The organism is Bacillus sp. XB1, from assembly GCF_053557995.1.
Window position 1 is genome coordinate 516,309 of the sequence record NZ_JBNRIL010000001.1, and the last position, 19,243, is coordinate 535,551.

The 19,243-nt window shown below is 34.5% G+C and carries 16 protein-coding genes, 3 pseudogenes and 1 riboswitch; of the genes and pseudogenes, 15 read left to right on the forward strand and 4 right to left on the reverse strand.

Annotation, left to right across the window (positions count from 1 at the left end; translation table 11 throughout):
* Positions 1 to 92 precede the first annotated feature (92 nt).
* The 4 genes from ACK1U5_RS02560 (at position 93) to ACK1U5_RS02575 (ending at position 6,540) form a co-directional block, all read left to right on the forward strand.
* Positions 93 to 2,402, forward strand: coding sequence for an AAA domain-containing protein (locus tag ACK1U5_RS02560; RefSeq protein ID WP_002005395.1), 2,310 nt, complete (start codon positions 93 to 95; stop codon positions 2,400 to 2,402).
* Positions 2,403 to 2,478: 76 nt separating this feature from the next.
* Positions 2,479 to 2,580: riboswitch (SAM riboswitch) on the forward strand.
* Between the two features lie 88 nt (positions 2,581 to 2,668).
* The gene (locus tag ACK1U5_RS02565) at positions 2,669 to 3,874 is read left to right on the forward strand and encodes a M20 family metallopeptidase (protein ID WP_069604634.1); all 1,206 of its coding nucleotides are present in this window, start codon (positions 2,669 to 2,671) and stop codon (positions 3,872 to 3,874) included.
* A 184-nt stretch (positions 3,875 to 4,058) separates the two neighbouring features.
* Positions 4,059 to 4,625, forward strand: coding sequence for a TetR/AcrR family transcriptional regulator (locus ACK1U5_RS02570; protein ID WP_061654899.1), 567 nt, complete (start codon positions 4,059 to 4,061; stop codon positions 4,623 to 4,625).
* 58 nt (positions 4,626 to 4,683) lie between these two features.
* Positions 4,684 to 6,540: an alpha/beta fold hydrolase gene (locus ACK1U5_RS02575; protein WP_069604633.1), complete on the forward strand. Its 1,857-nt coding sequence runs from the start codon at positions 4,684 to 4,686 to the stop codon at positions 6,538 to 6,540.
* Between the two features lie 337 nt (positions 6,541 to 6,877).
* Here the strand turns inward: ACK1U5_RS02575 and ACK1U5_RS02580 are convergent, their stop codons facing one another.
* On the reverse strand, positions 6,878 to 7,264 hold the full coding sequence (locus tag ACK1U5_RS02580; protein WP_000135751.1) for a hypothetical protein: 387 nt from the start codon (positions 7,262 to 7,264) through the stop codon (positions 6,878 to 6,880).
* Between the two features lie 423 nt (positions 7,265 to 7,687).
* Between ACK1U5_RS02580 and ACK1U5_RS02585 the strand changes: the two genes are divergently transcribed.
* Positions 7,688 to 8,125: a YkvA family protein gene (locus tag ACK1U5_RS02585; RefSeq protein WP_001075128.1), complete on the forward strand. Its 438-nt coding sequence runs from the start codon at positions 7,688 to 7,690 to the stop codon at positions 8,123 to 8,125.
* Positions 8,086 to 8,250: pseudogene (locus ACK1U5_RS02590) on the forward strand (IS4 family transposase); the annotation flags it as partial. The gene ACK1U5_RS02585 and the pseudogene ACK1U5_RS02590, both read left to right, overlap by 40 nt.
* Positions 8,251 to 8,338: 88 nt before the next feature.
* Here the strand turns inward: ACK1U5_RS02590 and ACK1U5_RS02595 are convergent.
* Positions 8,339 to 8,884: a dihydrofolate reductase family protein gene (locus tag ACK1U5_RS02595; protein ID WP_050821975.1), complete on the reverse strand. Its 546-nt coding sequence runs from the start codon at positions 8,882 to 8,884 to the stop codon at positions 8,339 to 8,341.
* Between the two features lie 347 nt (positions 8,885 to 9,231).
* On the opposite strand from ACK1U5_RS02595, the gene ACK1U5_RS02600 reads away from it, so the two are divergent.
* Complete coding sequence (locus ACK1U5_RS02600) at positions 9,232 to 9,741, forward strand: DinB family protein (protein WP_001076310.1); 510 nt, start codon at positions 9,232 to 9,234, stop codon at positions 9,739 to 9,741.
* Between the two features lie 205 nt (positions 9,742 to 9,946).
* Here the strand turns inward: ACK1U5_RS02600 and ACK1U5_RS02605 are convergent.
* Positions 9,947 to 11,377, reverse strand: a pseudogene (locus ACK1U5_RS02605) (IS4 family transposase).
* A gap of 400 nt (positions 11,378 to 11,777) precedes the next feature.
* Here ACK1U5_RS02605 and ACK1U5_RS02610 point away from each other — a divergent pair.
* The 7 genes and pseudogenes from ACK1U5_RS02610 (at position 11,778) to menA (ending at position 17,030) form a co-directional block, all read left to right on the forward strand.
* Positions 11,778 to 12,434, forward strand: coding sequence for a CPBP family intramembrane glutamic endopeptidase (locus ACK1U5_RS02610; RefSeq protein WP_113710654.1), 657 nt, complete (start codon positions 11,778 to 11,780; stop codon positions 12,432 to 12,434).
* A gap of 84 nt (positions 12,435 to 12,518) precedes the next feature.
* A pseudogene (locus ACK1U5_RS02615) lies at positions 12,519 to 12,935 on the forward strand (Nif3-like dinuclear metal center hexameric protein); the annotation flags it as partial.
* 611 nt (positions 12,936 to 13,546) lie between these two features.
* Complete coding sequence (gene arsR, locus ACK1U5_RS02620) at positions 13,547 to 13,852, forward strand: arsenical resistance operon transcriptional regulator ArsR (RefSeq protein WP_002103330.1); 306 nt, start codon at positions 13,547 to 13,549, stop codon at positions 13,850 to 13,852.
* 60 nt (positions 13,853 to 13,912) lie between these two features.
* Positions 13,913 to 14,350 carry an ArsI/CadI family heavy metal resistance metalloenzyme gene (locus ACK1U5_RS02625; RefSeq protein WP_001270993.1) on the forward strand — a complete coding sequence of 146 codons (438 nt, stop codon included), beginning with the start codon at positions 13,913 to 13,915 and terminating at the stop codon, positions 14,348 to 14,350.
* 18 nt (positions 14,351 to 14,368) lie between these two features.
* Positions 14,369 to 15,409: an ACR3 family arsenite efflux transporter gene (gene arsB, locus ACK1U5_RS02630; RefSeq protein WP_000826532.1), complete on the forward strand. Its 1,041-nt coding sequence runs from the start codon at positions 14,369 to 14,371 to the stop codon at positions 15,407 to 15,409.
* A 25-nt stretch (positions 15,410 to 15,434) separates the two neighbouring features.
* On the forward strand, positions 15,435 to 15,839 hold the full coding sequence (gene arsC / locus ACK1U5_RS02635; protein WP_087875552.1) for an arsenate reductase (thioredoxin): 405 nt from the start codon (positions 15,435 to 15,437) through the stop codon (positions 15,837 to 15,839).
* Between the two features lie 279 nt (positions 15,840 to 16,118).
* Positions 16,119 to 17,030 (forward strand): 1,4-dihydroxy-2-naphthoate polyprenyltransferase, encoded by a 912-nt coding sequence (menA, locus tag ACK1U5_RS02640; RefSeq protein WP_087875551.1) that lies wholly within the window; start codon positions 16,119 to 16,121, stop codon positions 17,028 to 17,030.
* A 98-nt stretch (positions 17,031 to 17,128) separates the two neighbouring features.
* Here the strand turns inward: menA and satA are convergent, their stop codons facing one another.
* On the reverse strand, positions 17,129 to 17,686 hold the full coding sequence (satA, locus tag ACK1U5_RS02645) for a streptothricin N-acetyltransferase SatA (RefSeq protein ID WP_113710655.1): 558 nt from the start codon (positions 17,684 to 17,686) through the stop codon (positions 17,129 to 17,131).
* A 395-nt stretch (positions 17,687 to 18,081) separates the two neighbouring features.
* Here satA and ACK1U5_RS02650 point away from each other — a divergent pair, with 395 nt between their 5' ends.
* Positions 18,082 to 18,924: a polysaccharide deacetylase family protein gene (locus tag ACK1U5_RS02650; protein WP_087875550.1), complete on the forward strand. Its 843-nt coding sequence runs from the start codon at positions 18,082 to 18,084 to the stop codon at positions 18,922 to 18,924.
* Positions 18,925 to 19,243 lie beyond the last annotated feature (319 nt).

Sequence of the window (19,243 nt, forward strand, 5' to 3'; positions counted from 1 at the left end):
AAATTATATACAATATATTATTGAAAATTAAGAAAATAAGCAAGATAAAAACCTTACAAATTTTAGCGTGTTATATGGTATAGTGAGAAAGTATGTTTGGGGAGAAGGAAGGAGATTATACGATGAATACAACTACTCAAACTCCTTCATTATCGGAAACGATGAAAGAGTGGCATTATGCATTAGCATATGAAATTAAACATTGGAAAACGATAGGTGGTAGTAAAATTTCTATCATGAATGGTCGTTTTTTATATACAGATTATGAAAGTACAGTATACGTATTTCAGCTTATTTCGGAAGTAAGCTTACCTGAAGGTTCACCCATTCGAATTGAGTTTGATGGTGAGGAAGCGACAGGAGAAGTATTGTCTGTACATGGATTAGAAATAGAACTGAAATTAAATGATTATATACAAGGTGAAATACGAGAAGCTGTTTTATATAGTGAACCGTGGCAATTGTTAGAGCAACTACAAGAGAGGTTGAAAGAAGCACGTAAAGATAAGCTGAAACGTAATCGTATAAAGCGTCTTGTTGATGGGACGAGCAGTCCGAAACATATTGAGAAGATGAAAAATCCGAAAAATGAATTGGCGTATCGTTCGTTTTACAATCCGACGACGTACGTATGGGGACCACCAGGAACAGGGAAGTCTTACAATTTATCACGTATTATTTCAGCTCATTATCAAAAAGGAAAATCGGTACTTGTGTTGGCTCATAGTAATGCGGCAGTAGACGTATTAATGAGTGAAGTAACGAAGCAAATTGAGAAGAAAAAGAAATGGACGCCTGGCGAAATTGTTCGTTACGGTTATAGTCAACATGAACATATACGAAATCATGAAACGTTACTTGCGTCGAAGTTAGTTGAAACGACGAACGGATCTTGGGGTGAGGAAAGACTCTATTTAGAAGAGACACGACAAGATCTTCGTGAAAAAATCTTATCGTATAAAGCAACATCTGCTGATAAGAAGCGCATACAAGAGATTGAAAGTGATCTTCGAAAGCAAAAGGCTAAAATTAAAGAAGTAGAAAAAGAATATATTGAAAATGCAAAAGTAATCGGCGCAACTTTATCAAAATGTGCCATTGATTCACTTATTTATGAGCGCACATTTGATTTAGTTGTTGTAGATGAAGTAAGTATGGCATATGTTCCGCAAATTGCATTAGCTGCTTCACTTGGAAAACGTATCGTCGTTTGCGGTGACTTTTTACAGTTACCTCCAATTGCGATGGCAAATCATGAACTCGTTCGCAAATGGCTTGGGGAAGATATGTTTTACCATGCTGGGATTGTTGAGTCTGTTAATAAATCAGAAGCACACCCAAACCTATTTATGTTGCAGGAACAAAGACGTATGCATGCGGATATATCGAAGTTTACGAATTCGTTTATTTATAAAAATAGAGTATACGATCATCCGTCTGTTTCAGAGCGTAAAGAACTTGCGCAATTGCAGCCGTTCGCAAATGAAGCGAGTGTTTTATTTGATACGAGCCAAATGGGAGCTTTTTCGTTAAAAGATGCTGCTTCTGGTTCACGTTTTAACATTATGTCTGGTTTAGTAGCAATGCAAATGATGTTAATCGGATTGTTAGACGGTGTGCAATCAATTGGTATTGTGACACCTTACAGGGCGCAGTCACGCTTTTTATCAACGTGTATTAGAGAAATGTTGCAGAGAACGAAATATCAAAACATACCAGTTTTAGCGGCGACAGTTCATAAGTTCCAAGGTTCTGAAAGAGATATGATGATCTTTGATACGGTTGACAGTTATCCGCAAGAACGACCTGGCGTATTATTCTTTGATCACAAAAACCATCGCCTCGTCAATGTAGCAGTGACAAGGGCGAGAGGGAAGTTCATTCAATTATCAGATTGCCATTATATGCGTAAAAACCTTTCGAGAAAACAAGCATTATCACAATTAACAGCTCATATAGAACGTCACGGAGATGTGTATGATCGCACGACATCAAGACAATTGTGGGAACGGAAAATTTCGAAACGTTTACGCTGGTTTATGGAAATGAATCTTGAAGAGCCGAAAGGGTTATTAAAAGATATTTTAGCCGCAAAACGAAAAATTATTATTTCACTTCCAAGTACAAAACAAGTGGATAAACGAGTATGGCAAGCGTTAATGCGTACAAATGCGCAAATAACAGTGTATAGTGATGGACCAGTTCCACTGAAAAATGTAAAGTTACAAAGACAAAATAAAGCATTCCCGTTTATCGTAATTGATGATGAAATCTTCTGGGCAGGCGCACCGCTTACATCTCAAATGATGTTTGAAGGTAGTACGGAATTTCCGTACGTATGTGCAAGACTGCAAGCACCTGAGACAATTGGTGTATTAAAAGGATTTTTAGATATTCGGTAAATTCGGATAGGAATTCCTTGACTTTTACTTGGAATGAACTTAGAATAAAAAATAATTTAATATAATTTTATGAAAATTCTTATCACGAGAGGTGGAGGGACTGGCCCTATGATACCTCGGCAGCGGATTCGTTATGAATACTGTGCCAATTCCAGCAAGGTAACTTGAAAGATAAGAAAGAAGCTCATTTTGACTGTATATACAGAAGCCTCTTTCTATCTTTTAGAAAGAGGCTTTTTTATGTGAAAATAAAAGGAGGAAGAAAAATGGGAGCGACAGGAGTAGCGTCACAAAGAAAAACAATTGAAGAGAGTATCGAAAGAAATAAGGAAAAGTACATAGAAACAAGTCATGATATTCATGCGAATCCGGAAATTGGTAACCAAGAGTTTTATGCATCTAGAACGTTAAGTTTATTGCTAGGCAGTGCAGGATTTCAGTTGCAGCACAATATAGCTGGACATGAAACGGGATTTATCGCGCGAAAAAGCTCTGGAAAACAAGGACCTGCAATCGCATTTTTAGCGGAGTACGACGCTTTACCAGGACTAGGTCATGCGTGTGGTCACAATTTAATTGGCACAATTAGCGTTGCAGCAGCAATCGCATTATCAGAAACGCTTGAAGAAATTGGCGGGGAAGTTGTCGTGTTTGGTACGCCAGCAGAAGAAGGCGGGCCAAATGGTAGCGCGAAATCAAGTTATGTAAAGGCAGGTTTATTTAAAGACATTGATGCGGCGCTTATGATTCATCCGAGCGGAAAGACAGCGACAACGAGTCCTTCACTAGCAGTCGATCCACTTGATTTTCATTTTTACGGAAAAACAGCTCACGCTGCAGCTTCGCCAGAAGAAGGGATTAACGCATTAGATGCGGTTATTCAGCTCTATAACGGTATTAACGCACTTCGCCAACAACTCCCGTCAGACGTGAGAATTCATGGTGTCATTACAGAGGGCGGAAAAGCACCTAATATTATTCCTGACTATGCCGCAGCAAGATTCTTCATCCGTGCAGCAACGAGAAAAAGATGCGCGGAATTAACAGAAAAAGTAAGAAACATTGCACAGGGAGCAGCATTAGCAACAGGTGCAAAAGTAAAAATCCATCAATTTCAAAATGAAATCGATGAATTACTCGTAACAAAAACATATAACGATATCGTAGCGGAAGAACTAGAACTATTAGGTGAAGATGTAAATCGTAAAGAAAGAGTAGGGATTGGTTCAACCGACGCAGGAAACGTAAGTCAAGTCGTACCGACAATTCATCCGTACATTAAAATCGGACCAGATGATTTAATTGCACATACGAATGAATTTAGAGAAGCAGCACGTTCAGAACTTGGAGATAAAGCATTAATTACATCGGCAAAAGCATTAGCAAATACAGCGTATCGATTAATTACGGAAGAAGGGTTGTTAGAGAAGGTGAAGGAGGAGTTTAGAGAGGCGCAGAAGAATCAGGGGTAGATGGTTAAAGGGAGTGGGGGATCCACTCCCTTTCTTTTTTTCGTAACACTGATGCTAAGATTTTTTTGCAGTAAAATCAATGTTAGTGGAACATTTTTAATCAAACTTTTTTCTAAATGAACATAAATACTTGTAATATTTAAATTAGTACTATATAGTTCTAGTTATGACAAAGGTAAAATTAATGAATCAAAGACGTGTGATTGAAGTAGCTGCAACATTATTTTTAGAAAAAGGGTTTGCTTATACAAGTATGGATGAATTAGTACGTGTAAGCAAAGTTTCAAAGTCTAATGTGTATTATCACTTTTCTAATAAGGAAGTATTATTAGAAGCGGTCGTTGATTATTGGATTGAAATGTATCAATCTGCAATTGATGACGTACTTTCTCAGAAGCAATTTTTAGTTGAAGATCGTATCCAACTGTTTTTAAAGCAATTATCACAAGGAGTTCAGTCGAGAGAGTATAAGGGGAGCTGTCCATTTATTACTCTTTATATTCAAAGTCCTAAACAGGCCACGCAAATAAAAGAAAAAATAGGTCTTTTTTTTACAGGATTACAAAAGAAAGTTTCTCTATTACTTAAACAAGGGGTAGAGAATGGAGAATTTAGAAATACGATTCATATTGATGAGGTTGCATCACTTTTTATTACAAATCTTGAAGGAGCGTTATTTATTTCAGAAACATTGAAGGATGCAACTGTAATCACGAAAACAGCAGATCATTTTTTAAAATTGCTTCGATAAAAGAAGCATTTTTTTTACATCAAATTAGTACTAAGTAGTACTAAAAAGGAGATTTTATATGAGAACAGTATTTTTAACTGGTGGAACAGGCTTTATTGGAAAGCAATTAGTGAAAGAATTAGCCAAAGAGGATGTTAAAATTCTTCTTTTAGTGAGGTCGAAAAGTAAAGCAATACGCCTTTTTCAAGAAAGAGGCATCTTAAAAAAGGCAGTTATGCACTTTATTGAAGGTGATTTGACGAAAATAGATTTAGGTCTAAGTGCTGAAGATAAGGAGAGGGTGTTGAAAACGGATGTGATTATTCACGCAGGAGGCCCCATGGATATTCAAGCGACAAGTAAAGAGGTAGCTTCCGTATTTTTACATGGTGCCAAACATATTAGTGAATTAGCTAAAAGTATTCATCAATTGAAGGGCTTGCAACAATTTATTCATGTTGTAGGTTATATGAGTCCCTTTGATGATAAAAATAGCAAGATTGCAATTGATGTGTTTCAAGAAGGAAATAATTATTTGAAAATAAAAAATCCATATGAGAGAACAAAATTTTTAGCAGATCTTTATATCCGTCAGCAGGCATCAGCAGTAGGTTATCCGCTTTCTGTAATTAATCCGCCAACTGTAGTCGGTAGTAGTAAAACAGGGAGTACAGAGCAGATAGCAGGATTAGGTTTGCTTGTGATGAGTATGCGAAGAGGGCTCATGCCAATGATTCCTGGAGGTAAGGGATATAGGTTACCACTTATTTCAAACGATGAGCTTGCGAAGTTTATTGTGCAGGTTTTCAGATTAGAGCAACTGACTATTCAAACATATACACTTGTTGAAGACAAACAGCACGATCAGAACATTGCTGAGTTATTAAGTATTATGTCAGAAAGTATGAATATGAGGGCACCAAAAATCTCTGTCCCAATGCCACTTATGAAAGCAATTATGAATAGTGGAGTAAGTAAAATAACAAAAATTCCTTCTGATGGACTGAATTTTATTACAAAACGAAAATTTTCAAATGTTTCAGCGAAAAAAATTATGGGAGGAGATTGGTTTAAGGAGACGAGTGTAATGAAATTTTTCCCTGCCGTAGTAGCTGATCTGGATTATCGAATGATGTATCAATATGGCCAGCATAATCATGTATTTAAACGAACATTATGCGATAACAATACCCTTTACCAATTACAAGGAGAGGGTAAACCCTTTATTTTATTACATGGTTTATTGAGTGATGGAGAGGATTTATTTCCTTTAGCACAAGAGCTTCATAAAAAAACTGGTCAACCTGTATGGATCTTGGATCTTCCAGGTTTGGGACGTTCTCCTTTTAAACGAGAGAAAAATCTTCTAGCTATCTATTTGAATGTAGTGAAAAAGTTATTGGAGAAAGCTACGAATGGTGCACATCTAATTGGCCATTCATTCGGTGCGTTTATTCTTCTGGAAGCATTGGTACAAGAGTACATAGATGAGAAGTATGCAATCACTTTACTTCAGCCACCTATTGCTAAAAAAAATGCTAAATCGCTAAATGTTCCTCAATTTATGAACAAATGGACATTAAAACTGGCAACTACTAATTTCATAGAGCGATATTTATTAAGTAATGGTTTGTTTGAAAGTATGGAGAGTATCCCTGAACATTATATTGAAAAAATAAGGAACAGTTTTACTTCTCCTAGAATTTTAAATACTACGGTTCAGCTTAACAGTTTACTACTGAAAAATGATCAAGGTGATTTCAATGAAGTAACAAAGTATAATCTTCACATTATTTGGGGGGAGTATGACAGAGGCTATTCTGCTCCATCGCATCTTGGTAAGGTTGATTTTGTTCCATATGGTCATCATTTTCCTCTTAGCCATCCGAGTGAAACGGCAACATTAGTAATAAAAAATAGTAATACTAGCATATGAGAGTGTGAGATAAATAAAAAGTGTGTAGTAAGATCGTTGTCTTTGAAATAAAATCGTACTGTTTGGGGTCCCACCCCAAGCCTATCAAGCTAACATTTTAAAGTGCCCCCAAAACAAAAAATTGTACATTTTCACCTAGAGATGCTAATTTTATCGTTTTGGGGTATTTGCTTTTCTTAGGTTGCTCGAATTGGACTAGCAATCGTACCTGTCGAACCGCCAAAAACTGCTAATAATTAAAAAACTTTTTACATAACAATTTAACCCTTTGTAGAAAACTACGAGGGGTTAAATTGTTCGAAGAGTATTCCATTTGAGGTCTAATTAATTTATGTTCTTAAATGAAAATTTGAGGAAAACATTCACGAACACCAGAATTTCTTAATGAATTAAATAATGCTGCACTGATTCTTAATAGGACGTTGTTATCAGTTCCATCTTCTAAATCGTATATTACAAAGTATGAATTATCGACTGTGAAAATACATTTTCGTTCTAATTTAAATTCAGGTGGTACAGTTGGAAGTGTATCAACTGGTTCAATTACAGGTGTATCTCCTTCATCTCTGATAAAATCGAAAGTTTGCTCGTCAATTTCATAGATATTAACTGGATCAATTTCTACACCTTTATCTGGAATTGTAATTTCATCTTCAACTAATAAGAAAAAGCGTTCGTTTCGAAAGTTAAAAAGAGATCTTGCTCCAATTTCAAATGATGCCATTTTATATTCGCCTCCTTTGCAACTTTTTATTGATTTAAAGTTACATTTATATGGTATGTCAGATTAATAGATTTAGTTACAGCTTGTACTGCACAAATTACTAAATTAGAAGTTTTCTCCTATGTCTATCAGGTTAAAATTAAAGAATACCCCAGAACGAAAATCTGGGGATCCCTCCCTCACATGCTTGTTCCCACTTAAAAACTGGATTAGATTAAACCTAGTTGATTTAAACGTGTTTCTTATCCCTTATCTTTCTAATTTATTGATTATTAAAATGTAGACTGATCATTAGGTTTTATATTATAAATAGTTTTTATTAAAATAAAGTATTAGACTCAATAGTAGCTACGCAATTATTATACAGTTAATAAGAACAATTCTGAGAAGATGTACGAAGTAATAAAATGGGAGAGGAATAATTTGAATCAAAATAAACCGATAGAAACAGAAGAAAAAATATCTATCATACAAAAAATGAAAAAATGGGCTAGAAACTTAAAAAAACAACTTCTTGTACTTTATTTGGCATATCGAGATGAAAGAGTCCCTTGGTATGCTAAATTATTTACAATGCTTGTTGTTGCGTATGCTTTTAGTCCTATAGATTTAATCCCAGACTTCATTCCAATCTTGGGGTATCTTGATGATTTGATTCTTGTACCATTAGGTGTATACTTGGCATTAAAACTTATTCCTAAAGAAGTGTTGGAGGATTGTAAAAGAAAGGTAGAGGAAAGACAGACAATAAGCAAACCAAAGAATTGGATAACAGGCATTATTATCATTACTCTCTGGATCCTTGTCTTTGTATGGGCTGTAAAAATTGCAAACCTGATTATTTTCAGGATGGAAGAATAAAGAAAGGTACAGAGTATATACAGCTAGATATGGAGGTATTAATGAGCTCTCTCCAAACAGGGCAAACATATGGAATATCCGATGCCTATGTAGGTATGACTGATAAAGTACTAACCCGTGTAATTTTTATAAATTAATATATGTATTATCTTATAAAAAAACTCAGCAGGATTTATTCTGATGAGTTTTTTTGTTTATATAATTTATCAGTAATTATTCTTTTTTCTCCGGCTGATAGGAAAGAATAACGACACCTGAACTGGTCGTTCTTGTTTCTATAAGTTTTAATGCTTTTGTATTGTTCTGGTCTTTAAAGAGACGCTTTCCGCTCCCTACGATAACGGGATTGACTATAAAGTGATATTCATCAATGAGGTCATGTTGCATTAATGTTTGTGTAAGATCACTGCTGCCATAGATTAAAAGGTTCTGACCAGGCTGTTCCTTCAGTTTCGATATTTCTTCTACAATATTACCCTTGATAAGATTTGCATTCCATTCGGTTTTTTCCAAAGTTGTTGAAGCAACAAATTTAGGCATGCTGTTCATCTTATCAGCAAAACCTTCTTCATCAGTCATAGAAGGCCAAGCAGCTGCAAAACCTTGATAGGTTACTCGCCCTAGTAGAAGAGCTTCACTTTCAAACAGTAAATTGGATTGAAACTTTGCCACTTCTTCATTGAAGTATGGAGCAGTCCAAGCTGGTTCCTCAATGACACCATCTAGTGAGAGGTACATCGATACAATTATTTGTCCCATTTTGTTCTCCTTTAGTTTTAAATTGAGATTTTTACATATTGGTAACACAATTATTAATTCTTCAGCTAGAGAAATTCTCCCTTTTTAATAGTTTCGACAAAATATATTTATGTGTGTTTCGGAATAAACTAATATATATTAATAACTTTGAAATATTGTATAACTTCTAATTTTTATGCATTATTGATTAGAATTGCTTATTGCGCTAAGGAATCAGGATAGTGTGGCGACCGACTAAATAGTTGCTTAGCCTCAATTATTAGAAGGGAAGTTCTATCATTTCGCGAATTTATTAGACATAGACGAGTGCTATAATTTTCTATATATACATAAAGAGGTGACTACGCATGAATCAAAGACCATCAGAAGAAGAATACGCTGGGAGCTCCGGCGAATATATCCGTTTGGTGCCAGACGGTAACATCATCGACATTCTGCTCGCTCAGGAAAAGCAAATGACCGAGTTCCTGGCATCGTTGACCGAAAGCCAGGCAGCATATCGGTATGCGGAAGGAAAATGGACACTGAAAGAAGTTGTGGGCCACATTACAGACGCGGAACGTGTCATGACCTACCGCCTGCTCCGGTTCGCAAGAGGGGACCAGACGCCGCTGACCGGTTTCGATCAGGAATTGTTCATGCCTCCTTTCGGAAGCTGGACAATCGCGCAACTGGCCGAAGACTACCAGGCCGTCCGGCAATCAACGATCACATTGCTGCGCGGGCTACCGGCGGAGGCGTGGAACCGCAAGGGTACAGCCAACAACCTAAGCATTACGGCGCGCGCCCTCGCGTACGGCATCGCAGGACACGAACTTCATCACATGGGAGTCATCCGAAACCGGTACTTGAGTTAATCGTCGGCTGAGGCCTTTTGAATGGAACTAACACCTTTCATACAATCTTAGATACCGTTCTTATTGGGGCCCGCCCCCATCGCCATCAAGCTAAGCTTATATAAGTTTAATTTCACGTGAAATTTTTTCGTTTTTCTAAACACAAATGTAAGTTCTTTAAAGATTTGCATGCCAAATAAACCCTATCAGGTTTCAGTTTTTTGGATTACGCTACATGACTGTGAGACATAGAAAAGTTGTATACGACGCCAAAGATATCAAAGACTGTTTTCTTCTCATACCTATGGGATTTTCGTCCGTTTTTCTGTAAGAGATTAAACAGACGAAAGAGAATCTTTGTTAATTCTTGGGTGTCTTTTTGTAAAGATTGATAAATAAGTGGAAAATAATCTTTGATGATATAAATTGCTTTATATTCACTTAATTCTCGTTTCTTCTTGATGAGGAGTAATTGGCGCATTTGAAACATGGTGGAGGAACAAAGAAGGATACTTATTAATTGTCCGTATAAGTGACATTCTAGTCGTTCTAATTTTACAGAATTACAGTGATGAATACGAAAAAATGATTTCCATGTTTTAAAAATAAGTTCAATTTGCCAGCGTAAGGAGTAAAAATCGTATACTTATTCCTTTGGTAGATATTCTAAAGGAATATTTGTAATGTAAAAGTTAATTGCACTAAGCCTCTTACTACGTTCTTTATAGGTAATTTGCTTCTTATGTTCTTTAGATGCTAAATCCTTTTGCCTACGTTTCATTTGTGTTTCAGTTAATTTGTACAGAATGAGTCTTGCAGGAAGTTTTTGATACATTCCAATATAAATTTCGGGAATTTCATATGTTTCACCTGACTGTAATTGGTCAATGAATTGCTCCATATCTAATTGGATGTACTCAGAGTGCTTTTTTATTGTTCCATTTTGAAAGTATTCAGGCTCATTATTCTTTTGATATATACGTGTATTGAGCTTTAATCTTGAAATAAAATAAGCATTACACTCTTCTATAGTATGTAAGTCTTTTAGGTCGAAGTATCCTAAATCACGTATACATATATCGTTCGGTTGAAGGGACGCTAAACAAGTAGAACCATACGTTTTATCATTGTGCTTTCCCGATCCTACATGAATATGAAGAAATTGACCACTTAGTAAATCATACTCTAGTTGAATTTTCACACCAGCATTTTGACCACTACCACCTGAACCTTGATATATAGAAGTGAATTTATCCGGAATTTGAAAATGTGTAGAATCCAATACACGAATACGTCGAAAATAGTTTGTATACAAAGTTGGAATCTTGTTAGAAGAACAAAATTGTTGGTGAAGTAAATGTGCTAAGAGTTGTTGTAAAAACTGAACAGCCTGAGAATTAAAACGTTGATTGAGTCCTTCTGGACTCATAGAAATGCCTGTGTTAGCTTCTAATCGACTACTTAATTGTACCAATGAAGTATGGGCAATATTTTGACTTAACCAAATACATAGAGCCACTAAATCTTGTGCGCGGTATTTACTTTTTCGTTTAACAAATCCTACATTTTTAGCTAATTGCTCTAAAGCATCAGGTGACATATATCGTTGCAATTCTTTAGAAAACAATTCTAATTCATCAGAAATCGATAAATTCATACTAAAACGCCATCCTTTCCTATGATTCTATAGAAAGAATAGCGTATTTTTTCATTTTAGGGGGGATTTTGTTTTATTAGCTTGATAGCGATGGGGTGGGACCCCTATAATCGTCGAAAATATAAAAATAAAGTTAATTTTAACGTATATTTATTTTATTTATATATATAATTTTATAAATATATTGAGCTAAAGGGTTTAAACTACTCCTAATTTCACTTCAATTTATAAAAGGCTAATCGTTAATAATTTAAAAAGGGGTTTAAAAAATTAGAGACATATAGTATCATTAGATTCCGGACCGAATGGTCCGGAATCATGTGTGAATATATTTAAAAGGAGAAATTTATGCAGAAAGAAAAATTAAAGATTCTAGGCAATTTAATTAGGGGATAATAAAGTGAACTTTATAAAAACGAATAAAAAAGATCTTATTATGTTAGTAGTTTTTACAATGTTTGTAATACTTCAGATTGGCGTCCTCATATTAGTAGGAGTATCACTTTTAACTAATGTAAATTTAGTTGAATCAGAATTTGCCAATACTGCCGCCGCTTTTATTGTACCTGCTATTATAGGTATAAGTTTCTATAGGAAAGAAATTATTCAAAGTTTTTCTTATTTTAAAGAGAAAACAATTTTGAAAGTAGTAAGTATTCCTATGGTGGTTTTACTTACGGGAATTCTAGAAAAATTTGTTACGAAATTTCTAGTAAATACAGATCAGTCCGTTAATCAAGATGCCGTTAATCAAGCCGCTTCAGAGGTACCTTTTATATTTGCATTGATTTTAGTTGGTGTTGCAGGTCCAATAGTCGAGGAAATTATATTTCGTCATATATTAGTAAATAAATTTTCTAGTTATGTTGGTACTGCTATTGCATCAATCATTTCCATTCTAATTTTTACAGTTCTTCATTCACAAAACCTTTCCGATTTTGCTATTTATTTACCAGGCTCGGTGATATTTACTGTGGCTTATCTTATTTCTAAAAGATTCCTTGCATATATCATAGCAATACATGTGTTAAACAATGTCCTTAGTTTAATTCTGTAAGAAACTAGATCGCTTTCTGTCACCTTAAGGTTTTAGACTATTTTTTAAGTTAAAAACACGTTACTATTTTCTTATGTAAATAATGAAGACCTAGTTCTAATTTGTAACATTGAAGAAAAGAGTACAAGTGAACTAACTTCTCACTTAAAAGGAATATTCGATATTCCATATGTTAATTTTGAAGGTAAGAACATAAATAACGTAAAGAAAATAGCTATCGTTGCAGGTTGTGGCGACAAAGTAAGTTGGATGGAGGAAGCTGAAAAAAGAGGAGTTCAAGCCTATATCACTGGCGAAATCCATTGCCATATTGATAACGAATATGGTAAACAAAGATACAAACAAATGATGGGTTATGTTTCTAATACTTCGATGTCTTTAATCGGCGTTTCCCATTCTGCATCAGAATATCTGGTCCATAAAACATTGATGAAGGAATGGTTTGAGAATAACTTTGATATTGAAACAGTTTTAATTCCACAGGAAAAATGGTGGTTATAAAGTTATTAAGTAATATTTAAAAGAGCTTGGGAATTCAAGCTCTTTTTTTCGAATTTAGCTGAGAATTATATCGTGAAAACCAGATGTTTCAGTCTATGCATATTGCTGAAGTTTTAGGTCTAGCACCCCAAAAATGAAAAAAACAAGCCGAATTTTCATAAATAACTGTAAAAAAGTAAAATTCTCGTTATGGGGGTGTCTTAAAATCTTAGCTTGATGGGCATGGGGCCCGCCCCACAACCATCAACTTAAGGATTTAAACTATTTTTATGAATATGCACCAAAAACAAGAGTTATATCGATTTTTCTCATTTTGGGGTATTTGTTTTTCTTAGATTGATGGTGATGGGGCACTACTCTATAATGATCAAATTAAAATTTAAAATAGTTATAGAGACTCCATTTCTCGGAAATATTGTAACTATTAAGTTGTAAAAAGAACCGTAGTTTTTCATTTTTGAAAAAGCTAGGGTCCTTTTTAGTTGTAGCAAAGATATAATGGGAGGAAGTTTTTCTAAATCAAAAAAAATTGATTAATAAGTTGCATAATAAACTCACTAGCGTATATACTATAAACATCAAAAAAATTGTTGAAAGGAGAGTGAACTACAATGGCACAAAATTTTCAGTTATATGAGAAAAAATTCAAAGCATTAGCGGATCAGAAGCGTTTAGAGATTATGTATGAACTTTGCCAGCGAGGCCAGACTTGTGTATGTGATTTAGCAGAGGTCTTTGAAATGACACAATCTAAGTTGTCCTATCATTTAAAGGTTTTATTAGATGCAGGTTTAATTGTAAAAGAAACAAAAGGTACGTGGAGTTATTATGATTTAAATGATGCGGAAGTAAATAATTTATTATCAGAAGAATTATGCTGTATCTTTAGAAAAACAGGGAAAGGTAGTTGCTGTTAAAATTTTGAGTCATTAATCAAAAAAAATTGATTAATAATATATAAAGAGGAGGAATAAGCTATGAGATATGTTCACGTCGGTATAAACGTTACGGATTTAGAGAAGTCTATTGAATTTTACGAAAAGGTATTTGGTGTGTCACCAGTTAAGGTGAAGGTGGATTATGCAAAATTTTTATTAGAGACGCCAGGACTTAATTTCACGCTGAACGTAAGAGATGAAGTGAAGGGAAACCAAGTAAATCATTTCGGTTTCCAAGTGGATACAGCTGAAGAGATTACATTGCATAAAGAAAGATTAGAAAAAGAAGGGTTCTTTGCACGTGATGAGATGGATACGACTTGTTGCTATGCAGTACAAGATAAGTTTTGGGTAACGGATCCTGATGGGAACGAGTGGGAATTCTTTTATACAAAAGCACAGAGTGATGTTCATAAAATTGAAGATCCATCTTGTTGTACGACTTCTAACGTAGTAGAACAAAATTCTTGTTGTTAATAGGAGATGGAAAATAAAATGAAACGTTTATCTTTTCTAGATCGATATTTAACACTATGGATTTTTCTAGCTATGGCTGTTGGGATTGGTTTAGGGTTTGTGTTTCCTAGTGTAGTAGACGGACTACATACATTACAGGTTGGAACGACGTCTATTCCACTTGCTGTTGGTTTAATTGTAATGATGTATCCACCATTAGCGAAAGTTCGCTATGAGGAAATGGGCCGAGTATTTAAAGATGTAAAAGTGTTAGTTCTATCTTTAGTACAAAACTGGATTATTGGTCCGGTACTTATGTTTGTGTTAGCAATTATTTTTCTTCCTGATAAACCAGAATACATGGTTGGTCTCATTATGATTGGGTTAGCACGTTGCATTGCGATGGTCATTGTTTGGAACGATCTTGCCGATGGAGATAAAGAGTATGCGGCAGGTTTAGTTGCTTTTAATTCGGTATTCCAAATGCTTTTTTTCTCAGTTTATGCATACGTATTTGTAACTGTAATTCCAGAATGGTTAGGGATTGAAGGTGCTATTGTCGATATTACAATGATAGAAGTAGCAAAATCAGTATTTATCTATTTGGGAATTCCTTTTATAGCAGGTATGTTGACACGCTTTGTACTAGTTAAGTTAAAAGGAAGACAGTGGTATGAAAAGGTGTTTATACCTAAAATTAGTCCACTTACATTACTTGCATTGCTATTTACGATCGTCATTATGTTTTCTTTAAAAGGAGAGATGATTGTTAGCGTGCCACTAGATGTGGTAAGAATAGCGATTCCGTTATTAATCTATTTTATTGTAATGTTTTTTGTATCTTTCTTTATGGGAAGAAAAATTGGTGCAAACTATCCGGTGACGACAACGTTAGCATTTACAGCAGGTAGTAATAACTTTGAGTTAGCAATTGCTGTAGCAGTTGGGGTGTTTGGTATTCATTCAGGCGCAGCATTTGCAGCAGTTATCGGACCATTAGTTGAAGTACCTGTAATGATTGCACTTGTAAACGTCGCTTTTTGGTTTAAACGTAAATATTTTAATGATCAACCAGCATAATTTAAAAATAAAGGTGGAAAATACCATGGAAAACAAAAAGACAATTTATTTCTTATGTACGGGAAATTCATGCCGAAGCCAAATGGCAGAAGCGTGGGGTAAACAATATTTAGGGGATAAGTGGAATGTGTATTCTGCAGGAATCGAAGCACATGGAGTAAATCCAAACGCAATTAAAGCAATGAACGAAGTAAATATCGACATAACAAATCAAACATCAGATATAATTGATGCAAACATTTTAAATAGTGCTGATTTAGTCGTTACGCTTTGTAGTCATGCGGATGCTGTATGCCCATCTACTCCGCAGCATGTGAATCGTGTTCACTGGGGATTTGATGATCCAGCAGGAAAAGAATGGTCTGAATTTCAACGTGTTCGCGATGAAATTGGAGAACGTATAAAGCGATTTTCTGAAACAGGGGAGTAAATAAAGGAAAGAGTCAATCTTCTATTGTGTTGGAGATTGGCTCTTTTTTATTATGTATTTCATTTACTTATCATTTCGCTTTAAAACCACTCTTAGAAATAATACAGAATATTATGTGAATATGGTAAAGTTTCATTTTATAATTTTTACTTTATTAAAAGTTGATTTGTTAGAAAGGATAATCATTTATTGATATAATGAATGGATGCGTGGCAGGAAATAGATAGAAAGATACTGCTAGTAATTTATACTTAAAATGTAGGGAGATTGAACAGAGTTATGGGGACAGAAAAAGAAATTAGTTCCGCTAAATTAATATGGAAGATGACGCGCCCGCATACATTAACGGCGACGTTTTCTCCTGTAATTTTAGGAACAGTGGCATCACTTTATGTTGCCAAAATTGATTGGCTTTTATTTATTGCGATGATGGTTGCATGTTTAGCATTGCAAATAGCAACGAACTTATTTAATGAGTACTATGATTTTAAACGTGGATTAGACACTGCTGAATCCGTTGGCATCGGTGGCGGAATTGTCCGTCATGGATTGAAGCCAAAAAATGTTTTAACAGTTGCGCTTTTATTGTATGTCGTAGCAGCTTTTATTGGCATTTATATTTGTATGAATAGCAGCTGGTGGTTAGTTGTCATTGGTTTAATTGGGATGGCAGTTGGCTATTTATATACAGGCGGTCCATTACCAATTGCGTACACCCCGTTTGGAGAATTAGTTTCTGGATTGTTAATGGGGACATGTTTTGTACTCATTGCTTTCTTTATTCAAACGGATACTGTAACGACTGAAAGTGTATTGATTTCCATTCCAATTGGAATTTTAGTCGGTGCAATCAATATGTCGAATAACATCAGAGATATCGAAGAAGATATTAAAGGTGGAAGAAAGACATTAGTAATCCTCCTTGGGAGAGAGAAAGCTGTGGTAACACTAGCGGTAGCCTTTTTCATTGCGTATTTATGGATTGCCGTAATTGTATTAATGGGTTATATAAGCCCTTGGGCATTAGTTATGTTCCTAGGTTTGAGAAAGCCAATTTCTGCGATTCAAAGTTTCCAAAAAGGGGCAAAGGATCCTGGGTATATGCGCATCGCAATGAAATCAACAGCGATGACAAATACGATTTTTGGCTTCTTATTATCAGCAGGATTATTAATTAGTTATTTGTTTTAAATAAAAAATATGGTTAAATAACTTAACCCCAGTTTCTCAATTTTAATATAGAGAGATTGGGGTTTTTATTTTGACTTTGTTTAATGTTAAAAACAGTTTCATTTGAAATGCAAATACCAATAAATTGCAACTTCATCGTTTTCAATATCCAAACCTTTATAAACAAGAAAATCACACCCGCCAATTACAAATCCGCATTTTTCATAGAACTTACATGCTGCGACATTATTATTTTGTGTTTCAAGCATGATACCTGGCATATTGCCTTTTTTTGCCCACTGCTTTGCTTGATCAACTAATCTTTTACCAACTCCGAGTGTACGATATTTTTTAGCTACCGTTATATCTTCTATGTAAGCATAGTGGTTCCAATTCTTTTTCAATACCATTAATCCAATGATTTGGTTATGTAACAGTGCTATGTAAATGACTTGATTAGGTTTATTTATATATTCATTGTAAGCCAGTTCTTCATTATCATCTTGATTTTGTAAATAACTTTTTTCATAACTCGGAACGTCTTCTACTGTATATTCTATACGTTTATTTCCTTTGGAAAGAGAAAGAATTAACCGAGCATTCACTATAAAACTGTCATCAATCTCCGGGAGATTATCTAAATCATTTGTTTCTAACTCTCTAATTACAAGGTTCATCGGGGCACCTCCACATAATAATATTTCTTCTAGTTCTTCATTTGGTTCAAATGAATTCCAATTACAAAATTATAATAGAATTTCAATAGTACGGCTATCTTTGTATTTTATCTTTATACCAGCATGTTATTATATTGATATAAAAATATTGTTTAGAAAGAGTAGTATTTTTTATTTTGGATGTATATCCAGTTTTCAAATTTAACTGTAGTAGAGAAACAAATATTTTTTTAAAGAGTGGATGCCATACGTTATTCTTTAACTAAATTCGACATGATCTGCATTTTATCTTCACCTTCCTCTATTAATCTATTTATTGTAAACATCAGCTGGAGTTAATGCTCAGCCGTATAAATAATGAATATAAAAATTAATAGGGAAAGGATCGAAAAATAATGAAAGAATCACAAAGTAAGAAAAAAACAAGTCGACTAACTAAGGTAATAATATCTCTAGGAGTTGTTTTAGCAACGACCTTTTTCACCTTCTTTTTAATAGGAAAATGGAACTCTATCCCAGCGAAGGGAATAGCTAACGAAAGTAGTAATCAAGTTAACACGCAACAACAAGAAAAGAAAAAAGAAACACCACCAGCAAAACAGAAAAGACCTGATGGAAAACCGGTGGGAAAGGTTGTTTATTTAACATTCGATGATGGTCCTAGCGAACTAACTGGGAAATTTTTAGATGTACTAAAAGAGCAACATGTTGCTTCGACATTTTTTATGCAAGGTAGTAATTTACAAAATACAGGTTTTCAGGAAAATGTAAAACGAGCAGTAAAAGAAGGACATTATATTGGTGCACATAGTATGACACATAATAGTGATAAGCTATACAAAAAGGGACAATTTGTACCGGAAATGCAAGAAACGTTAGCTCTTATCCATAATATTACGGGTACAACTCCTAAACTAGTTCGTCCACCATATGGATCTGCACCAGGATTAAAGGGTGAGGAAATTCGTAACCAAATTGTAGAAGCAGCAATAAAAGTTTGGGATTGGACAATAGACTCAAATGATTGGAAATTAAAAGATAATCCAACTCAGATTATCGAAAATGTAAAGAAACAAACAACAGAAGAAGTAGAAGTTGTTTTAATGCATGAAAAGGCGCAAACATTACAAGCACTTCCTGAAATTATTAAATTTTATAAAGAGCAAGGGTATGGATTTGGGGTATATAATGACGAGGATCATTTTCGTCTAAACTTCCAAAAAGATCAACGTCTATAGTATAAACATAGTTATTTTAAAAAGGTGTTTTTGTTACTAAATCAATAATTAAGCCACAAGTCGATTTCCTATACGATAAAGAAATCGGCTTTTTCTTTTGCTACAGGTAGCTCCTTAGAGAGGTAACTTTATTTTTTCGATAGCTCTTATTCACTGTTACAGTGTCTATGTCCGTTATGATAATGACTCATTATGGGAGATTAAGAAAAACTTAAGTTATTTATTTACTTTTTATTAAGATATACCCATTATATTTAGAAAGGTCTTATACAACATATTTATCATTTTAAAATTTAAAAATATAAATATTATTATAAAT